Origin of the sequence: Orrella sp. JC864, from assembly GCF_037026685.1 — a bacterium.
Lineage (GTDB): Bacteria > Pseudomonadota > Gammaproteobacteria > Burkholderiales > Burkholderiaceae_B > Orrella.
In genome coordinates, this window is the sequence record NZ_JBANET010000003.1 from 306,354 (window position 1) to 324,319 (window position 17,966).

Annotated in this window: 24 protein-coding genes and 1 tRNA gene; 21 read left to right on the top strand and 4 right to left on the bottom strand. The window is 66.0% G+C overall.

Going from position 1 to position 17,966, the window contains the following annotated elements; genetic code table 11:
• The first annotated feature begins 5 nt into the window (after nucleotides 1-5).
• Together V8Z80_RS04800 and V8Z80_RS04805 are read left to right on the top strand one after the other, a co-directional pair.
• Nucleotides 6-467: a ClpXP protease specificity-enhancing factor gene (locus tag V8Z80_RS04800; protein ID WP_155196421.1), complete on the top strand. Its 462-nt coding sequence runs from the start codon at nucleotides 6-8 to the stop codon at nucleotides 465-467.
• A gap of 80 nt (nucleotides 468-547) precedes the next feature.
• Nucleotides 548-623: transfer RNA gene (locus V8Z80_RS04805), tRNA-Thr, on the top strand.
• Nucleotides 624-637: 14 nt separating this feature from the next.
• Here the strand turns inward: V8Z80_RS04805 and V8Z80_RS04810 are convergent.
• Both V8Z80_RS04810 and V8Z80_RS04815 read right to left on the bottom strand, forming a co-directional pair.
• The gene (locus V8Z80_RS04810; RefSeq protein ID WP_336061170.1) at nucleotides 638-1,891 is read right to left on the bottom strand and encodes a tyrosine-type recombinase/integrase; all 1,254 of its coding nucleotides are present in this window, start codon (nucleotides 1,889-1,891) and stop codon (nucleotides 638-640) included.
• Nucleotides 1,884-2,462: a hypothetical protein gene (locus tag V8Z80_RS04815; protein WP_336061171.1), complete on the bottom strand. Its 579-nt coding sequence runs from the start codon at nucleotides 2,460-2,462 to the stop codon at nucleotides 1,884-1,886. The genes V8Z80_RS04810 and V8Z80_RS04815 overlap by 8 nt, the downstream gene beginning before the upstream one ends.
• 138 nt (nucleotides 2,463-2,600) lie before the next feature.
• On the opposite strand from V8Z80_RS04815, the gene V8Z80_RS04820 reads away from it, so the two are divergent.
• From V8Z80_RS04820 to V8Z80_RS04880, 14 genes are all read left to right on the top strand, one after another.
• Nucleotides 2,601-2,834: a helix-turn-helix transcriptional regulator gene (locus tag V8Z80_RS04820; RefSeq protein WP_336061172.1), complete on the top strand. Its 234-nt coding sequence runs from the start codon at nucleotides 2,601-2,603 to the stop codon at nucleotides 2,832-2,834.
• Nucleotides 2,835-2,920: 86 nt separating this feature from the next.
• Nucleotides 2,921-3,136: a hypothetical protein gene (locus V8Z80_RS04825; RefSeq protein WP_336061173.1), complete on the top strand. Its 216-nt coding sequence runs from the start codon at nucleotides 2,921-2,923 to the stop codon at nucleotides 3,134-3,136.
• Nucleotides 3,129-3,314 carry a hypothetical protein gene (locus tag V8Z80_RS04830; RefSeq protein WP_336061174.1) on the top strand — a complete coding sequence of 62 codons (186 nt, stop codon included), beginning with the start codon at nucleotides 3,129-3,131 and terminating at the stop codon, nucleotides 3,312-3,314. The genes V8Z80_RS04825 and V8Z80_RS04830 overlap by 8 nt, the downstream gene beginning before the upstream one ends.
• A complete protein-coding gene (locus V8Z80_RS04835) occupies nucleotides 3,307-3,507 on the top strand; it encodes a hypothetical protein (RefSeq protein WP_336061175.1) in 201 nt (66 codons plus the stop codon). The genes V8Z80_RS04830 and V8Z80_RS04835 overlap by 8 nt, the downstream gene beginning before the upstream one ends.
• A complete protein-coding gene (locus V8Z80_RS04840) occupies nucleotides 3,500-3,727 on the top strand; it encodes a hypothetical protein (RefSeq protein ID WP_336061176.1) in 228 nt (75 codons plus the stop codon). Before V8Z80_RS04835 ends, V8Z80_RS04840 begins: the two co-directional genes overlap by 8 nt.
• Nucleotides 3,724-3,927, top strand: coding sequence for a Lar family restriction alleviation protein (locus tag V8Z80_RS20890; protein WP_442951936.1), 204 nt, complete (start codon nucleotides 3,724-3,726; stop codon nucleotides 3,925-3,927). The genes V8Z80_RS04840 and V8Z80_RS20890 overlap by 4 nt, the downstream gene beginning before the upstream one ends.
• The gene (locus V8Z80_RS04845) at nucleotides 3,920-4,423 is read left to right on the top strand and encodes a hypothetical protein (RefSeq protein WP_336061177.1); all 504 of its coding nucleotides are present in this window, start codon (nucleotides 3,920-3,922) and stop codon (nucleotides 4,421-4,423) included. Before V8Z80_RS20890 ends, V8Z80_RS04845 begins: the two co-directional genes overlap by 8 nt.
• Before the next feature lie 571 nt (nucleotides 4,424-4,994).
• Complete coding sequence (locus tag V8Z80_RS04850) at nucleotides 4,995-5,258, top strand: hypothetical protein (RefSeq protein WP_336061178.1); 264 nt, start codon at nucleotides 4,995-4,997, stop codon at nucleotides 5,256-5,258.
• A 116-nt stretch (nucleotides 5,259-5,374) separates the two neighbouring features.
• Nucleotides 5,375-6,370: a phage major capsid protein gene (locus V8Z80_RS04855; RefSeq protein WP_336061180.1), complete on the top strand. Its 996-nt coding sequence runs from the start codon at nucleotides 5,375-5,377 to the stop codon at nucleotides 6,368-6,370.
• Entirely contained in the window at nucleotides 6,358-6,597 is a 240-nt protein-coding gene (locus V8Z80_RS04860; RefSeq protein WP_336061181.1) for a hypothetical protein, read from the top strand. The genes V8Z80_RS04855 and V8Z80_RS04860 overlap by 13 nt, the downstream gene beginning before the upstream one ends.
• A complete protein-coding gene (locus V8Z80_RS04865; RefSeq protein WP_336061182.1) occupies nucleotides 6,590-6,820 on the top strand; it encodes a hypothetical protein in 231 nt (76 codons plus the stop codon). Before V8Z80_RS04860 ends, V8Z80_RS04865 begins: the two co-directional genes overlap by 8 nt.
• A gap of 13 nt (nucleotides 6,821-6,833) precedes the next feature.
• Complete coding sequence (locus V8Z80_RS04870; RefSeq protein WP_336061183.1) at nucleotides 6,834-7,055, top strand: hypothetical protein; 222 nt, start codon at nucleotides 6,834-6,836, stop codon at nucleotides 7,053-7,055.
• A 12-nt stretch (nucleotides 7,056-7,067) separates the two neighbouring features.
• Complete coding sequence (locus V8Z80_RS04875) at nucleotides 7,068-8,723, top strand: hypothetical protein (RefSeq protein WP_336061184.1); 1,656 nt, start codon at nucleotides 7,068-7,070, stop codon at nucleotides 8,721-8,723.
• The gene (locus V8Z80_RS04880) at nucleotides 8,630-9,319 is read left to right on the top strand and encodes a hypothetical protein (protein ID WP_336061185.1); all 690 of its coding nucleotides are present in this window, start codon (nucleotides 8,630-8,632) and stop codon (nucleotides 9,317-9,319) included. Before V8Z80_RS04875 ends, V8Z80_RS04880 begins: the two co-directional genes overlap by 94 nt.
• 748 nt (nucleotides 9,320-10,067) lie before the next feature.
• Here V8Z80_RS04880 and V8Z80_RS04885 read toward each other — a convergent pair.
• Nucleotides 10,068-11,303, bottom strand: coding sequence for an MFS transporter (locus V8Z80_RS04885; RefSeq protein WP_336061186.1), 1,236 nt, complete (start codon nucleotides 11,301-11,303; stop codon nucleotides 10,068-10,070).
• A 126-nt stretch (nucleotides 11,304-11,429) separates the two neighbouring features.
• Between V8Z80_RS04885 and V8Z80_RS04890 the strand changes: the two genes are divergently transcribed.
• Together V8Z80_RS04890 and V8Z80_RS04895 are read left to right on the top strand one after the other, a co-directional pair.
• Nucleotides 11,430-12,224 carry an AraC family transcriptional regulator gene (locus V8Z80_RS04890; RefSeq protein WP_155196424.1) on the top strand — a complete coding sequence of 265 codons (795 nt, stop codon included), beginning with the start codon at nucleotides 11,430-11,432 and terminating at the stop codon, nucleotides 12,222-12,224.
• 254 nt (nucleotides 12,225-12,478) lie between these two features.
• Entirely contained in the window at nucleotides 12,479-12,844 is a 366-nt protein-coding gene (locus V8Z80_RS04895; RefSeq protein ID WP_336061187.1) for a hypothetical protein, read from the top strand.
• Between the two features lie 8 nt (nucleotides 12,845-12,852).
• Here V8Z80_RS04895 and V8Z80_RS04900 read toward each other — a convergent pair whose 3' ends face one another.
• Nucleotides 12,853-13,260 carry a GreA/GreB family elongation factor gene (locus tag V8Z80_RS04900; protein ID WP_336061188.1) on the bottom strand — a complete coding sequence of 136 codons (408 nt, stop codon included), beginning with the start codon at nucleotides 13,258-13,260 and terminating at the stop codon, nucleotides 12,853-12,855.
• A 424-nt stretch (nucleotides 13,261-13,684) separates the two neighbouring features.
• On the opposite strand from V8Z80_RS04900, the gene V8Z80_RS04905 reads away from it, so the two are divergent.
• From V8Z80_RS04905 to V8Z80_RS04915, 3 genes are all read left to right on the top strand, one after another.
• Nucleotides 13,685-15,085, top strand: coding sequence for a DUF2868 domain-containing protein (locus tag V8Z80_RS04905; RefSeq protein ID WP_155196427.1), 1,401 nt, complete (start codon nucleotides 13,685-13,687; stop codon nucleotides 15,083-15,085).
• Nucleotides 15,078-16,511, top strand: a complete 1,434-nt coding sequence (locus tag V8Z80_RS04910; protein WP_155196428.1) for a GTPase/DUF3482 domain-containing protein — start codon at nucleotides 15,078-15,080, stop codon at nucleotides 16,509-16,511. The genes V8Z80_RS04905 and V8Z80_RS04910 overlap by 8 nt, the downstream gene beginning before the upstream one ends.
• A 197-nt stretch (nucleotides 16,512-16,708) precedes the next feature.
• The coding region (locus tag V8Z80_RS04915; protein ID WP_336061190.1) for a DEAD/DEAH box helicase at nucleotides 16,709-17,966 on the top strand (1,258 nt) is incomplete at its 3' end.

Sequence of the window (17,966 nt, forward strand, 5' to 3'; positions counted from 1 at the left end):
GCACCATGGGTGAGATCTCCACCAAGCCGTACCTGATCCGCGCCCTGCACGAGTGGTGCACGGACAACGGCTACACGCCCTACATCGTGGTCACGCCCGACGCCCATACCCTGGTGCCGGCCGCGCATGTGCAGGACGGGCAGATCACCCTGAACATCGGCACCCTGGCCACCAACCGCCTGTCCCTGGGCAACGAGCTCATCGAGTTCGAGGCCCGCTTCTCGGGCGTCACCGAGCGCGTCTCGGTCCCGGTCAACGCCGTCTCGGCCATCTACGCGCGCGAGACGGGCGCCGGCATGGGCTTCGAGGTCCAGCCCTACGAACCGGCCGCCGAGCCGGCCGCGCCGCAGGCGCCCTTGGCCGATGCCCCCGGGCAGGCCGACGAGGCCCCCGCCGACGACCCCGACAAGGGCCCGGACGGTGGCGGCGACGAACCCAGGCGCCCGCGCCTGACCATCGTCAAATAATCCGCAGCACCCCTCCCAGGGCCGGCCGGCAGCCCTTACAATGCCGCCCTGCCCGCCCGCCGCAAGCGGCCGGGCCATCCGCCGGTGTAGCTCAGTTGGTAGAGCAGCGCACTTGTAATGCGAAGGTCGAGGGTTCGATTCCTTTCACCGGCACCAATAAAATCAACGCTTTAGGCCGATTCCCTCTGGGTCGGCCTTTTTCGTTTGTGCAGTTCCGGTGTAATTGTTCCGGCAAATCTGCCGTCGAGCTTGTCCATGGCCGCCTGCACGTGGGCGCCGTCCTGATGGGCGTAGCGCGCCACCATGGCCAAGGTCTTGTGACCGCTCACGCGCTGGACTGTAGGCAAATCCACGCCGGCCTGCACTAAGTGCGATACCGCGGTGTGTCGCAGCGTATGCCTGACCACCTGCGCGGGATCAAGGCCCGCCCGCGCCACCGCGGCGCGAAACGGCTTCTCTAGCGCCACAGTGTGGCCCGATTTGGAGGCCCTGGAGGCGGGGAAAAGCCACGGGGTACCCTTGGGCACCGACCGAGCCAGATAATCGCCCAGGAAGGCCGCCAAGGTCGCCGTGATGGGCTGCTCGCGGGCGCCGGCCTTTGCCTTCGGGATGTAGATCATCCTGCGATCGATGTCGATGTGTTCCTTGCGGATTCGCAGCACCTCGCCCTTGCGCATCCCGGTCGACACCGCAATCAGAACGAAAGGATAGAGCTGGGGGTTATCCGATTCCTTGGCAGCTTCCAGCAGCTTTTGCACCTGAGGCGCTGTCAGGTAAACGATTCGCCCGCTGCCATCGGCCAACTTCTCGATCTTGGGCCGGGCCGTGGTCAACCAGCCCTTGTCCGTTGCGATGGTCAACAGGTGAGACAGGGTGGCCAACTCGCGGTTGACGGTGCCGGGCGCAACCGTCCTGCCTTCCGTCTTGGCCTTCCGATCCTTGCTGCGCTGGTCGCCTCCGGCCTGCACCACCTGTTTGAGCCTATGGGCCTTGTATCGGCCGATATCCTCGCTGGTGATCTTGGACAGCGGCTTGTCACCGAAGAATGGCGTCAGGTGATGGCGCAGCACTCGATCCTTGGCGTCGATATCCTTGCCGCCTGTCGCCCTCAACGTCTCAATGTACTTGCCCGCGGCGGCTTCGAACGATAGCGCCACCTTGCGCCCCTTGGGCAATGCCAGGCGATCATGCCGAGCATCAGTACGGGCCTTGGCGATGAATTCCTCGGCCTGGGTCCTGGTAACGCCTTCTGACTCCCGGCCCAAGGTCCGGTGGATCCGCACCCCATCAACCATGACGTTGACGCTGTAGACGCCATCGCCGTTGGCCAGCCGCTCGAACACGATGCCATGCTCCTGCACCCTCTCGCCGGGCGCGAGATCACGCAGCCGGCGCCGGTCGAGCTTGACGAAGCCCCTAGCCATTCTTCTTGGCGGCCTCCAACTCGGCCTTCTTCTGCTCAAGCCACGCCAAATCCTTCTTGTGCTTTTCGATCGCCCGGTTGATGCCAGCCAAAGTCGGGGGACTCTGTGCGATGTCGCTGGCGAGGGCTTGGGAATCCTTGTTTTCCGCCACTCCAGCTTTTATCTGGCTCCAGACGTGCTCGACCTCGTTGAGTTCTTTTTCAGCTACTGAGTCTGGGTTCATGCCCCGCAGCCTAAGGATCAATTTCGCGACCTCTACACACTGCTGCTCTTCGTATGTCAGAAGGTGGGGATAAAGAAAAGCTAACCGCATTACGCGCTCGCTTTCTCTTGGCGACCATAGGGCCCAAGCCTCGTCAGCTAAGGGTACGAACAAGCCCTGATCGGCCTCTTTGGCCAAGGCAACTTTCTTAAAAGCCTCTTCTACAGCCCACTCAACGAAGTTGGTGACTGTCCGCCTCTGCACGCGTGCACATAGCTCAAGGAAGTACTTCGTACGAGGGTCGAACCGGATAGCGACCTGCTCAGTCCTGGCGAGCCCTTTACCGCCCTTTTTTCGTTCCGTTGCCATCGATGCCATCCGATGAATTGATGGGAATGAATGATAGCAAAAAACAACACTGCTAGACATTGACGTCACTACAATGACTCCGTAGAATCAGCATCGTTGTGTTTTGCTACCGATTCACGTTTTTCTAACGGAGGCCGTATGGTAACTACCCCTGAAATTGTCATCCTGCCCGATGGGCGCATGGACCGCGCCAACGCGGCCCGCTATTTGGGCCGTGCCAAAGGCACTCTGGCCGCCTGGGCCATCCAGGGCAAAGGTCCGAAGTACATCAAACGAGGGCGGGTCTGGTACCGCAAGGAAGACTTGGATGCCTGGCTGGCCGCCGGCGAGGTCACTAGCTCGGCCCAAGCTCAAGCACTCGGGGTGCAGTGATGGCGCCCCAAAAGGAAAACCCCGGCAAGCGCGCCAACGCAGCCGGGGTCGAAATCGCAGTGTCCCAAGCGAAAGGAACCTACGCCATGAATGATACACCCTACTCCGCCGGCCAGGTAGCGGCCCGGTCCTGGTTTGCCCAAATCCAACGCACCGCAGCCGATCATCGGGACGCCGCCCGGTGCACGTTCGTGCGTTCCCTGGAGGCTGACGACAGCGATGCCGCGATGGCCTCCATCGAGTTCAACCGCGGCTTTGCCGAAGGCTTGGCCCAAGCGATTGCGGGGGTGCGTCATGCGTGAAGATGACGCCCTGAAGTATAGCTACGCCCTGGCCAAGCAACTGGATAGCGCCTACGCGCTGGAGACGAACTACGGCACGCTCGAACTAGACGACGAGATGCAAGCCGCAGTAGCGGCGGTGCTGCGCCCGATCCTGACGACGAGACTGCATGCGATTGAGGGGGTGAACCATGGCTGATCTTCGCCACCAGGACCAAAACGAATTGGAGAACAAGGCGACTCAGTTGCGGTCGTTGTTATCGATCTGCTTCGGAGTTGGTCACCAAGCATTTGACGGGATCGGCGACGCAAACCGCGAAGGCATCATGTGGCTCGCGTACTCACTTGCCGAAGACATCGAGCGCATCGTCGAGGGAGGCAATCATGACTGATCCCGACGATCTGACCATGGATACCTGCGATCTGGCCTGCCGGATATTCCACATTGCCAACACCCTGCAAACCATGGCGGCCGCGCTGCCCGATGACAAGGAAGGTTGCGAGGTTCCCACGCGCTGCATGGTGTCTTTCCTGGCCAGGATGACGGAAGAGATTGCCGAAGAGGTGATGGACTATCCCCCGACCATGGTGCCGAAGAAGGAGGCGCGATGAAAGCTTCCCACCTGTCCGCCTTGCAAAAGAGCCTGAAGCCGTGCGCGCACTGCGGCGGGCCGGCGACCCTTCGACCTATGCCAGCGGCTCCTATGTGGTTCCGCGTGCGCTGCGACGCCTACGACTGCGGGATGACGTCCTGGGCCATGATGGGCGAGCAGGAGGCCGTAGACGCCTGGAATCGGAGGGCGGGTGGCTAAACGCGATCATCGAAAAGGAGCATTGCCGTTTAAGTTCGTGGCGATCCCGGTACCGGTGCTGGAAAGCCCCGAGTATCGGGCGCTGCCGGACGCTGCACGCGCCTTGCTGATCGACCTGCTGATGCAGTTCACGGGCAAAAACAACGGGCGCGTGAGCACATCCTTTGTGGCCCTGCAGCGTTACGGGTGGACCAGCAAGTCCAAGCTCGAAAGGGCCAAGGCTGCACTGCTGCAAGCTCCGTTCGTGCTCGTAACGCGCAGAGGCAGGCCGCCCAACACCACCGAATGGGTGGGCGTCACCTGGTTGCCGCTGGACTTCGACAGGACCATGGACGTTGATCCGAGGTCCTGGCCGTACATGAATTTCCAGACCATCGAGGCCGGCGCCATCGATCCGAACCATGGCCGTGCAAAACAGTTTGGTCGCCCCCGAATCAGGGGTGATGGAAAAGCGCTTCCCAGGGGAATCGCCCCCGAATCGGGGGTGATGACATGATCAGAAAGCGGTCTATCGCTCCCGAATCAGGGGTGATCATCATAGAGAGCTGCGCAATCTTTAATCACCCCCGAATCAGGGGAAGGTATAGAAGTAGCCATCTATGCCGCCGGCGTCCCGGCCGGCTGGCATACCCCTGTCTTGGGCTGGGAAGTGCGGGCGGCCCCTTGTCCCAAACCAGGACTAGTCCGAAATCGGGACATGCAAACCCATGGGAAACCGGCTGGGTTTCGGGAGGCACTGGGGAAGCGTTCGGCATTTCCCCGGGTAACGCAGGCGGCGTTACTGCAACGTTTCTCCGTGGGCCCGGCCTCACTGAGCGCTCACTGATCGAACGCCCTGCGAACGCACCCGAACGCAAGGGCGCACATGCTGCAAATGGTGCAGGAAATGCCGGGGCGGCATCTGGTGCCGGGGTTGCCCCGGAGTTATCCGGAGTGTGCCCTTCATCATGGGGGTTCCACTCCTGGAGTGCCGCGGGGACGGGCAAAAAAGTCTGGGGCGGCGTCCCTCCTGACCACGCCCCCAAACTGCTTTCTACACCCGCGAAATATGAAATTGAGGTTCCGCGATGACAGACACCTTTGAAGACCGAGTGGCCGCCACGCTGGTCGCGATGCGCAACTGGTGCGAAGAGAACGGCGTGGTGCCTAACGGTTATGGCGCGGTGGATGAACGGACTGCCGAACGCATCCTTGGGTACGCACCGCGGACGCTGGCCAAGCAGCATGAGTTGGGCGGCTGTGAGATACCGTGCCGACGCCTGGGTAACCGACGCTGGTACACGCTTGAAGACATGGCCAGGGAGGTTGAGCGCGGGTATCTGGCGCAGTAGCTGCGAAAACCCGCGAAAACGTCGAAATCTGCGGTTTTGTCCTGGCCGGTGCAGGACAAGAATGGCACTGAGGATACAGCCCGTATCGCAGTGCCATTTTCATTTTTGAGGACCACATGACGACCTACACCGACAACGCCAGTACCTTCGCCCGAGTGCTGCGAGCCAAGGCCCTGGCCGGCAACGTATCTGGCGCCCTGGAGTACGCGAAGGCCAACTTCGGCCCCAACAGCCAGGCCGCCAAACTGCTGGAAAAAGACATCATGGGCACCTGGGACCTGGGTACCGATGCCGACGTGCGCGCCGCTAGCCGGGGCTTCCTGGATCTCGTGCGCAGTCGTAGCCTGCTGGGCAAGATCAGCGGATGGTTCCGCCTACCCTTCGAGACGCCTACGCTGCGCCAGAACCAGCAATTGGCCGCATCCTGGGTGGCGGAAGGTAAACCCATCCCCCTGACGATCAGCGCATTCGATCGCGCCAAGCTGGAGCAGCGCAAGATCGGCAGCATCCTGCCGGTAACGGTGGAATTGCTGAAAGGCGCTGGCGCCGACTTTGAGTCGGCCCTGAACCGCGTCCTGTCCGGTGCGGTCGCCGGCCTGGAGGCGGCCAGCCTGACGGATCCCTTGAATGCTGGCGTTCCTGACGAAAGCCCCGCATCGCTCACCTACGGCGTTACGCCGGTTCCCGGGTCCACTGACCCCCTGGCCGATATCGAAACGCTCCTGGACGGCTTCCTGGGCGATTTGGAGGCCTCTGTGCTGGTGACCAGCCCCCGAGCTGGCCTGGTGCTCCACAGCGCCGGATTCGAGAGCACCGGAGTCCGCGGGGGCGACGTGGCCGGCCTGGTGCATGTCACCAGCGGCGCCGTGCCCGACAACCGCGTGATCCTGCTGGACCCGACCGGCATCGCCCTGGCCGACGATGGTGTGATCCTGGACACCTCCGAGCAAGGCACGCTGCAACTGGCCGACAGCAACGGCGATCCCACCGACGAGTACATCAGCCTCTGGCAACAGAACCTGGCCGCGATCAAGGTGGTGCGCTACCTGAACTGGCTGGACCTGCGTGGCGATTCGGTGGCCTACACCGACTCGGCGCAATGGGTGTCGTGATGGCTGTCAATCCGGCACCTGGCCGGCTCACGAACGCACAGCAGAAGCAGATCGAGCGCAGCACGTTGCTGCACTCCATCGGCAAGTACATCGGCGGCAAGCTGCGCGAGCAGGCCAAGGCGACGGATGACAAGCTCGATGCCCTGCTGGCCGCCGTCGCAGACCTTGAAAAGCGGGTAGCGGCCCTGGAAGCCGCTGGAGGAACGAATGGGGGTTCGAATGGCTGACGTACTGGAACTGACCAAAGAGGTTGAGCACGATTTTCTCCAGCGCCACGCGCAGCAGGCCGGCCGCGCGATGGCGATGGCCCGAGCAGACGGACTATCGCCGGCCGGCCTGGCTCAACTGGAAGACGTGATTCAAACGCTGCGCGATGAAAGCATAGGCCGCATCCGCACCAGCACACTGCTATTTGTCCTCGACCAAGGAGCTAAGCGTGAAGGGAATTGAGCAAACCGAAACCATGATGCTGCAGCTTTACGACGCGCAGATGGCCGAGATCCGCAAGGTGGTCGCGTCGTCGTTCGGCGAGGTCGGGCTGGAGCGCTTTGACCAGGTTTCCAAGATCGGGCGCGAGAAGACATTGATCCTGCTGCGCGCCAAGATGGCTACTTGGATGGCCGAGTTCGAGCAGGAGCTGGTGGCCATGATCGAGGCCGAAATGTCGGGCACGGCTAAGCACTAAGGAGACTTAAAGATGGCGACCCGCAGCTTAGGAACCTTGACTGTCGACCTCATCACCCGCACAGGGGGTTTCGAGGATGGCATGAACAGGGCTTCGCGCACGGCCGACCAGCGTGCCAAGCAAATCGACCGGTCGCTAGCTCGCATCGGCGCCGTGTCCGTCACCGCGATTGCGGCCGCAACGACAGCTACGGTCGCCCTGGTGCGTTCCACCGCGCAGAGTGCGCAGGAAATATCGCGGCTGGCCACCCTGTCTAACACGTCGGCGGAGCGGTTCCAGGCCGTCGCCTATGCTGCCCAGACAGCGGGGATCGAGCAAGAAAAGTTGGCGGATATCCTGAAGGACGTGCAGGATCGGGTAGGCGACTTCCTGCAAACGGGCGGCGGACCAATGGCCGACTTCTTCGAGAAGATCGCCCCCCGGATAGGCGTCACCATTGAGCAATTCCGCCGTCTCTCTGGCCCTGAAGCGCTCGAGCTTTTCTACTCCAGCCTGGAGAAAGCCAACCTGTCGCAAAGTGAACTGGTGTTCTACATGGAGGCGATGGCCAGCGACTCTTCGCTGCTGATCCCGCTCCTGAAGAACAACGCCAGTGGGCTGCGCGACATGGAGCAAAGGGCGCGGTCGCTGGGCGCCGTGATGAGCAACGAAACCATCAGAAGCGCCGTGGAGATGAACCGCTCCATGCGAGAACTGGAAACATCGCTCACTTCGCTCAAGAACAACATCGCGCAGCAGGTGATCCCGGTCATCGCAAACTTGACCGGCGGCCTGGCCGAAGCCGCCCGAGTATCGGGCAGCATGATTACCTCACTTGAGGTGAACGTGCTGGACTGGCTGTTTGGCGACAAGGATCCGGCCAAGGAGATCGAGACCGTCACGGCCCGACTGAACGACAATCGCCGTGCCCTGGCCGCCCTGCGGGCTCAACTGGACAGCGACCCCGAGGATGTGACGCAGAGCCTGCGCCAGCGTATCGCGGTGCTTGACGATGTGGTCAAAGCGGGGGAAGCGCGGCTGGCGCTGGTGAACCGGCGCCTGGCGCGTGCAAATGGCGGGGTCCCTCAGCTTCCCCCGATCAAAGTCACTGGCGATTTACCGCCCCCACCGCCCGCCCCAGGAAAGCCCCAGGACGATCTGACTGCGATGGTGGCCGACCTGCAATTGCAGATCGACATCTTCGGCAAGTCAGAGGCGGCAGCGGAGCGCTACCGGATAGAAATCGCCAAAGGCTCGGAGGTCATGCGCGAGCGTGCATTGACCCTCCATGACAACCTCACAGTCCTACAGGACATGGAGAAAGCCCAGGAGGCCTACCAGGACCTGGTGAAGTCTCTGCGCACCGATGAGGAGCAGTCCCTGGATCTGGCACGCGAACGGATTGCCGTGCTGCGCGAGGCAAAGGTTGGGCTGGAGGAATACGCGACAACGGCAGAGAGAATCGCCAAGGCAGCCATCGATGATGCCCCGGAGTATGGCGGACTTGACGCCACCATAGGGGCGCGGCTGGCGAGTTGGCGAAGGTGCAGGATGCCCGCGAAGAACTGGAAGAGTGGTATCAGGCCCAGCTCGAGATGCAGCGTAGCTTTCTGGACGAAAAGCTTATCAACGAAGAGACCTACGCCAGCGCGGTCGCCGAGATCAACAGGCAAAACAATGACCGCCTGACCAACATCCAGACGGCGTACAAAACGGCTTCTCTGGCCATGTTCGCGGACATGACCATGCAGACCGTGGGGATGCTGGACATGATGGGCAAAGAGGGTTCCGCCGCCTACAAGGCGCTGTTCCTCGCGAGCAAGGCCGCGGCAATCGCACAGGCCATCGTCAACACCGAAGAGGCGGCAACCAAGGCGCTGACCATGGGGCCGGTTCTGGGTATCCCCATGTCAACCCTCGTTCGTGTCACTGGCTACGCTTCAGTGGCGTCTATCGCGGCTCAGACGATTGTAGGCATGGCTCACGATGGCATCGACGCAGTGCCACAAACCGGCACGTGGCTTTTGGAGAAGGGCGAGCGCGTGATGACCGCCCAGACCAGTGCAAGGCTGGATTCGACCCTGGACCGCATCGATGTCAACGGCAACCGTGGCGGACAGCCCATCATCAACCTGATTGAGGATCGGTCCCGCGCCGGGCAAGTGGAGACGGAAACCACCGACCGCGAGGAAATTATCAACATCTTCGTGGCCGACATCAGAGGCAACGGGAGGATGGCGCAGGCGATGGAAGCCACCTATCCGATCCGGAGGGTGGGACGATGACCGAGGGGAGGGTGCTCAAAAATTGAGCGCCCCCTTTCTCGGAGACCACGGCCCCAACCTTTCATTCCTAAACGTGAAGAAAAAAAGCAAATCGCTTCGAGCTTTTCTCAGCCGGCATGGGCCTTTTCTACCAGTGGCGGAGATCGCAAGGGAGGGCCTATACCTTACGGCAGCTTGCAGCCTCGGAATCAGAAACCATTGATTGTGTATAGTGACTTGTAGATACTTCTTGAGTCAGGCATTACAGGAGCATATTTTGGACGAGCACGCACAGAAGGTTCCATGCCCGGAGGGCTGCACTGTAGTGCAGACGGACTCGAAATGGTTGGGGCAACGAAAAGGTCAAGACATAGACATCTACTACTTCGACGTCATCGACGCTAGCGGAAACGTTATTTCTTCGCACGAGGTATATGACGTCACCTCAACCTATCCCCCATTTGGACGGACTGTCTATTTGCACAAATGACTTCCGCCGCCAAATCCTTGCCCGGGCTGCCAATCCTTTAGGGCGCGCGTGTAATTCCTGTGTAATTGGGCGTGCAAAACTACACAGAAATAGGCACTTTTCGATATTCCCGGGACTCCTGGAATCTGCCGAAAACCCGCATGAATGCTAGCTTTTTGACGTTTCGGCAACTTCCGTAAAACATGGGCCTTCGTTCTTGTAATGCGAAGGTCGAGGGTTCGATTCCTTTCACCGGCACCAATTCAGCACAGGCGCATCGCCACCCCTCCAAGCGCCGCTTCACCGCCCTTCGGCCCCCTGCCCCGCGACATCCCGCTCCGACGGCAGCAGCAGCACCACCAGCGCCGTGCAGGCCGCGATGCCGGCCATGCCCAGGAACAGCGAGGCAAAGCTCGATGCCTTCACCACCGGGCCCAGCAGCCAGACCGCCAGCGAGCTGATGCCGAAGGAGACGGCCAGGCGCATGCCGGCCACCCGCGAGCGCACGCTGTCGTCCACGTACCTGACGATCATGGCGTCGGTAAAGGGGATGCTGCCAAAGATGCACACCATGGCGCCCAGCAGGGCAAGGAACAGCCACCATCCGCTGGTCAGGGCGGCTAGGACCAGCCAGGGGATCTGCGCCAGCACCAGGCACAGGTACAGGCGCTTGAGCGGCACCCTGTCGATCAGCTTGCCCACCACCACCTGGGTCAGGGACGCCAGGGCGTAGATGCTGGCCAGCAGCAGGCCGATCTTCGCGGGGTCTTCGACCAGGCCCTCGAATCGCTCGGTCAGGAATTGGGTGTTGCCGTTGGTGGTGAAGTTAAAGAGCAGGCTGCCCGTGACGGCCGCCGCCGTCATCACGACCAAGGCGCGCGCCAGCAACCTGGGCGGCAATACCACTTGCGGCGGCTTGCGGCTGCGCGCCGGCGCCGGCCCCTGGGGCTCGCACAGCAGCGCGAAGGCAAGGCCGCAGGCCACGGCGATGGCGCCGGGCACGGCGAAGGCCGCGCGCCAGCCCCAGGCCTGCACCAGCAGTCCAGTGAGCAGCGCCGCGCCGGCCACGCCCAGGTTGCCCGCCAGCCCGTTGATGCCGATGGCCGAGCCGGGACGGCTGGAACGCTGCACCAGCATGGGAATGCCCACGGGATGGTAGATGGAGGCGAACAGGCCGATGGCGGTCAGGCCCGCCGCCAGCTGCCAGGGGCCTTGCGCCAGGGCGGTGAGCAGCGCCGCGCCGCCCAGGCCGAAGAAAAAGACCAGCATCATCTGCCGGCGCCCCCACAGGTCGCCCAGGCGCCCGGCCGGCACCGAGCCCAGGCCGAACAGGAAGAACGCGCCCACGCCGTAGGGCATCAGGTCCTCCCAGCGGGTGTAGCCGAATTCGGCGGCGATCGTGCCTACCGCCGTGGCGAAGATCAGCAGGAACAGGTGATCGAGCGCATGGCCCACGTTCAGCAGCAGCACGACCTGCCGAGGATGGTCTTTGGCGCCGTCCTGGCTCGGCGGAGCCGGCGAGAGTCTGGTATTCATGTTTCCAAGCACGAAAAAGGTCCGTCCACCGCAACCGGGATGCGCCTGCGCGCCCGGCTGGTGATCGGCAGTCTGCCGGATATAGAATCAGTCGTCTTTCGAGGTTTTCCAGCAAACTATCGCAAAATGGACACGCTGGCCCTGCAAGCCGGCCCCAGCGCCCGTTCCCCGGTCGTGCTGCCCGCGGCCACCGAGGGGCCGATGCTGGTGGCGCGCCGCATCGCCTTTCCCGCCGGCACGCATATCGCGGCCCACCGGCATATCCGCGGCCAGTTCCTGTTTGCCGCGGCCGGCACCATGCTCGTGCGCACGCCGGGCCGCGCCTGGCTGGTGCCGCCCAGCCGGGCCTTGTGGATACCCGCGCACACCGAACACGCCATCGACGCCCACGGCGCGCTGCACATGCGCACCCTTTACCTGGACGCGGCCAGCGCCGCGGCGCTGCCGCAAGGCTGCGTGGTGCTGGAGGTCACGGCGCTGCTGCGCGAGCTGATCCTGCGCCTGACTTCGCCATTGCAGGAGCAGGGCGATGACCAGGCCATCGCCCTGACCGGCCGCCTGGCGGTCCTGGAGATCGGCCGGCTGCCGCGCTGCGCGCTGGACTTGCCCATGCCCGCCAGCCCCGCCTTGCTCGCGCTGTGCGAGGCTTTGCTGGAGCAGCCGAGCCGCCTGGACGATCCGGCCCATCCGGCCGGCGTCAGCGCCCGCACGCTGTACCGGCGATTCCGCGCCGAGACGGGCCTGAGCTTCGTGCAATGGCGCAAGCAGGCCTGCCTGCTTCATGCCGTTCGCCTGCTCAGCGCCGGGCTGTCCGTCACACAGGTAGCCCTGGAGCTGGGCTACGAAAGCCCGAGCGCCTTCTCCACCATGTTCCGGCGCACGCTGGGGACATCGCCGCGCGCGTTCCGCGCACCGGCCTAGGCAAGCGCCGGCATGCGCCGTCCGGCAAGCACCCAGCCCGCCCGGCGCATGTAAGAGTTATTGCGGCATCTGTCCCGGCCAGCCGGACCGCGCCCGGTCTTGCCCGCCCGCTGTGCCGCCGCGCAGGATACGGAAACCACAGGTAACGCGCCGCGCCGCGCCCTCTCCTACCCTTGTCGCATGGCCAGGGGCGCGGTACCCGGCTGGCGAATGGCGCGGCGCCGATGCGGCGGCTGCGTCCCAGGAGGAACGGCATGCGACACAGGACATGGGTTTTGGGCGGGCTGCTGGCGATGGCGCTGGGCACGGCGGGCGCCAATTCCGGCATGGAAACGACCACCGGGGTCAAGCAGGACCGGCCGGAATACGAACACAAGCACACCCGGCCGGCCGATGCCGGGCAGAACGTGCGCACCGACGAGCGCCGCGAGACGCCGGGCCGGCCCGCCGAGACGGGCTCCACCCACCCCTCGCCCAGCGGCACCAAGAAAGAGTCGGGCCAGAGCGGGCGCGCGTCCGGGTCCACGCCCAACGTGGGGGACGGCACGGCCGCCGAGGCGGCCGGCCCCGGCGCGGGCCGCTCGGGCAGCGGCTCGGGCAACCGGCTCAACAGCCCCTGAGCGCCTGGCTAACGCGCGTATTCGCCATTGGCCTCGGGCTGGAACAGCAGCGCCTCGATGCGCAAGCGCACCGCCCGGCCGTCGGCGCCGGGCCAGTCCACCGACTCGCCCACGCGCCGGCCCAGCAGGTCCCCGCCCAGGGGCGAGAGCACCGAGATATGCCCGCTGGCCAGGTCCGCCTGCTCCGGATAGCACACCACGATCTCGCGGCGCTCGCCGGCCCCATCCACCAGCAGCACGCGCGAATTGACGGTGACGACGTCCGGCGGCATCTCCTGCGGCATCAGGAAGTCGCCTTCGTCGAAAGCCTGCAGCACGGTGGGCACGGCGCCGTCAGGCGTGCGCAGGCGCGCGGCCAGGCGGTCGATGCGCATGCGGTCGAGTTCGGAAAAGATGCGTTCGGTAGCGGGGGACATGCAAGGACTCCGGTAGACACAGGGTGATGAGCGGAAAGCGGGTCTGGCCCGGCGGCCGATCCCCTTGGGTGAGGGGGGTGCGGGCCGCCGGGCCTAGGTGTCTGCGTCGGTGTCCTGGACGGTGCAGAACGGGCGCGCGGCATCGCGGCGCGCCAAGGGCGCGCCGAGCAGGGCGATGGATGCCGCGGGGATGTGCGAGGCCACGTTCATGCGGCTATGGTACCGCAGCGGCGCGTGCCGTGGAACGCCCCTACATGGGGCCGGCGACGGGGCCGGCAAGCGCCGGGCCCGGCCGGCGCGCCTTTGGCCGGGGCAGAGAATGTAGCCACATGTGAGCGCGCGCCCAGGGCCTGCGCGGCGCGTCTAAAATTGCCCTCTTTCGCGCGGCCGCGCCGCGCTGGCAAAACGACGTTCCGCCCAGGCCTTGAAACGCACCCGACCCGCCCTCTCCTGCTTCTGGTTGGCCGAAACCCTGCGCTTGCGCGAGGCGCACTGGGGCCCGCTCGATGATGGCGAGGCGGTGCGGCGCGCCCGCGCGCAGGGCGGCTCGCTGCAGGACCGCATGCTGGCGCGCGCCCGGTGGCTGGGCGAGCAAAGCGGCCTGGCGCGCGTCGTGGCCGACTGGCGGCGCGCCAGCCTGCTGGCGCTGGCCGTGCTGCTGGCGCTGGCCCTGCTGGCCGGGGCCAGCACGGCGTTCGGCGCGCTGGGCGGAGGCCAGCGGCCGGTCAACGTGATCTGGGCGCTGGGCGCGCTGCTGGGATTGCATGCCCTGACCTTCCTGCTCTGGCCCCTGGGGCTTTTGCTGCGCAGCGAAGGCGCATGGCTGGGCCAGGCCTGGCTGTGGGCCTCGCGCAAGCTGGCGCGCGGCCCCGACGCGGCGCTGGCGCCCCAGGCCTTCGCCACCTTGCTTTCGCGCCATGGCGGCCTGCGCTGGCTGCTGGGCGCCATCACCCACGGCATCTGGCTGGCCGGCCTGTCGGCGGCGCTGGCCGCGCTGCTGGTGGCGCTGTCCACGCGGCGCTATGCCTTCGCCTGGGAAACCACCATCCTGGAACCGGAAACCTTCGTGCGCGTGACACGCGCATTGGGCTGGCTGCCGCAGCAGCTGGGCTTTGCGATGCCCGATGCGGCGGCCATCCTGGCCAGCGACGGCCTGCAGGCCGTGCCCGCGGCGGTCCAGGCGCAATGGTCCGGCTGGCTGGTCGGCGCGCTGGTCGTCTACGGCATCGCGCCGCGCCTGCTGGCGCTGCTGGCCTGCGCCGCGCAGCTCTGGCGCGTGCGGGCCCGGCTCGGGCTGGACCCGAACCTGCCGGGGCTGGCCAGCCTGCGCGACCGGTTGATGCCGGCCGTCGAACGCCTGGGCCCGGATGCGCCCGAAGGCACGCCCGAGCTGCCGCAGCACCGGCCCGGGCAGGCCGAAGCGGGCCAGCCCTGCACGGGGCTGGTGCTGGCCGGCATCGAGATTCCCTCGGACCTTGCCTGGCCCAGGCTGCCGGCAGGCCTGCACGATGCCGGCATCGTGGACACGCGCGAGCAGCGCCGCGTGCTGCTGGATCGCCTGGCGCAGGCGCCCGCCCGGCGCCTGCTGCTGGCTTGCGATGCGCGCCAGACGCCGGACCGGGGCACGCTGCGCCTGCTGCTGGAGCTGGCCGGGCACGCGGCCAGCACGCGCGTGTGGCTGCGTGCGGGCGAGCGCGCCGAACCCGCCCGGCTGCAAGGCTGGCAGGCGCAATTGACGCAGGCCGGCCTGCCCGCGCAGGCCATTACCCGCGACAGCCAGGCGGCGCTGCACTGGCTGCAGCACGGAGACAAAGAAGATGCCTGAACCGGCCGGCGCGCCGCTCAAGCTGGCCGTGGTCGGCCACACCAATACCGGCAAGACTTCGCTCTTGCGCACGCTCACGCGCGACCCGGGCTTTGGCAAGGTGGCCGACGAGCCGGGCACCACGCGCCACGTCGAAGGCACGCGGCTGATGCTGCACGGCGAACCCGTGCTCGAACTCTTCGATACGCCGGGACTGGAAGACGGCATCGCGCTGCGCGACTACCTGGAGCAGCTGCCGCGGCCGGCCGGGCGGCTGGACGGGCCGGCGCGCATCGCGCGCTTTCTGGACACGCCCGAGGCGCGCGGCCGCTTCGAGCAGGAAGCGCGCGTGCTGGCCAAGCTGCTGGCCTGCGACGCCGCGCTCTACGTCATCGATGCCCGCGATCCGGTGCTGAGCAAGCATCGCGACGAGCTGGCCCTGCTGGCCGACTGCGGCAGGCCCATCCTGCCGGTGATCAACTTCGTGCACAGCGACAACCGCCGCACGCCCGAGTGGCGCGCGGCGCTCTCGCGCCTGGGCCTGCATGCGCAGGTGGAGTTCGACACGGTCGCCCCGGCCCTGGACGGCGAGCGCCAGCTCTATACGCGCCTGGGCATGCTGCTGGACCAGGACCGCAACGCCGGCCTGGAGCGCCTGGTCCAGGACCTGGAAACCCAGCGCATGGAGCGGCGCCGCGCGGCGCTGCGGCTGGTGGCCGAGCTGCTGATCGACGCGGCCGCCCTGAAAGTGCCCGGCCAGGCCGACGAGGCGGCCATGCAGGCCGCCGCCCAGGCGCTGCAGTCGCGCGTGCGCCAGCGCGAGCAGGCCTGCGTGCTGGCGCTGCTGTCGCTGTACAACTTCCGGGCCAGCGACTATGCGGCGGGCGACCTGCCCTTGACCGGCAACCGCTGGGGCATGGACCTGTTCAACCCCCAGGCGCTGCGCGACATGGGCATCCAGGTGGGCAAGGGCGCGGCGGCCGGCGCCATGGCCGGCGCGGCCGTGGACGTGATGCTGGCCGGCCTGAGCCTGGGCACCGGCATGCTGGTGGGCGCGGCTGCCGGCGGCCTGTGGCAGGGCGGCGAGCGCTGGGGCAAGCGGCTGCTGGGCCGCCTGCGCGGCCGCCAGGAACTGAGCGTGGGCGATGACGTGCTGCGCCTGCTGGCGGTGCGCCAGTGCCTGCTGGCCGACGCGCTGGAGCGGCGCGGCCATGCCGCGCGCGATCCGGTCACGCTGCAAGGCACCGGCGCCGACTCGCTGCGGCGCGGGCCGCTGCCTTCGCCCTTGCGCGATGCGCGCGGCCAGCCTCACTGGTCGGCCTGCGGGGACGACTACCAGCCCGGCAGCGCGCGCGAGCAGGCCATCGGCCTGCTGGCCCAGGCGCTGCTCGAAGAGCGCGATACCGCCCTGCGCGGCCAGGGCGTGGATAAAAACGTGCAGCCGTAACAAGCGGGCAACACCCGCTCAGGTACAATAGCCTCAGGTCGTGCCCAGCCAATCGGCACGACGCCACCGAAGGCAGCCTGACGCCGCAAGCGCGGCGCCTGCCGGGCCACACGGGCCCACCGGTTTTTTCACTCCCTTTGCATCGGCCTGGATTGGAGTCTCTCTTCCCGAGCGACAGGCTGTAGCTGGAGCATTCCTTGTCTACCCAGATTACTTTTGCCGACCTCGCGCTGGCCGAGCCGCTGTTGCGCGCCATCACCGAGGCGGGCTATACCCAACCCACCCCCATCCAGGCCCAGGCCATCCCGCAAGTGCTCAAGGGCGGCGACCTGCTGGCCGCCGCGCAAACGGGCACCGGCAAGACCGCGGGCTTTACCCTGCCCATCCTGCACCTGCTGCTGCAGCGTCCGATCGCGCAGCAGCGCCCCGGCCGACCGCGCGTGCTCATCCTGACGCCCACGCGCGAGCTGACCGCGCAGGTCGAGGAGTCGGTGCAGACCTACGGCAAGCACACGCCCATCCGTTCCATGGTCATGTTCGGCGGCGTGAACATCAACCCGCAGATCACCGCGCTCAAGAAGCCGCTCGATATCCTGGTGGCCACGCCGGGCCGGCTGCTGGACCACCTGGGCCAGCGCACCATCGACCTGTCGGGCGTGGAGATCCTGGTGCTGGACGAGGCCGACCGCATGCTGGACATGGGCTTCATCCGCGACATCCGCAAGGTCCTGGCCGCGCTGCCCAAGCAGCGCCAGAACCTGCTGTTCTCGGCCACGTTCTCCGACGAGATCCGCACGCTGGCGCGCGGCGTGCTGAACAACCCCGGCGAAGTCTCGGTCACGCCGCGCAACACCGCCTCCGAGCGCGTGCACCAGACCGTGCACATGGTCGAGCAGATCCACAAGCGCGACCTGATCAGCCACATCATCCGCGAAAGCGGCTGGCACCAGGTGCTGGTGTTCACCCGCACCAAGCACGGCGCCAACCGCCTGGCCGAAAAGCTGGTCAAGGACGGCCTGTCCGCGGCCGCCATCCACGGCAACAAGAGCCAGGCGGCCCGCACCCGGGCGCTGGAAGGCTTCAAGCAGGGCAAGGTCGCGGTGCTGGTGGCCACCGACATCGCCGCGCGGGGCCTGGACATCGACCAGCTGCCGCAAGTGGTCAACTTCGAGCTGCCCAACGTGCCCGAGGACTACGTGCACCGCATCGGCCGCACCGGCCGCGCCGGGGCCACGGGCTCGGCCGTCTCGCTGGTGGATCCTTCCGAGATCAAGCTGCTGCGCGCCATCGAGAACCTCATCAAGAAGCCGATCGAGCGCCTGCCGGTCACCGGCTGGACGCCCGCCCCGCGCAGCGCCGCCCAGATCGCCGAGGATGCGGCCGACGCCCAGCGCGAGGCCGGCCGCAGCGGCCGCGGCGCCCTGGGCAATGGCCGCCCCTCGGGCGCACGCACCG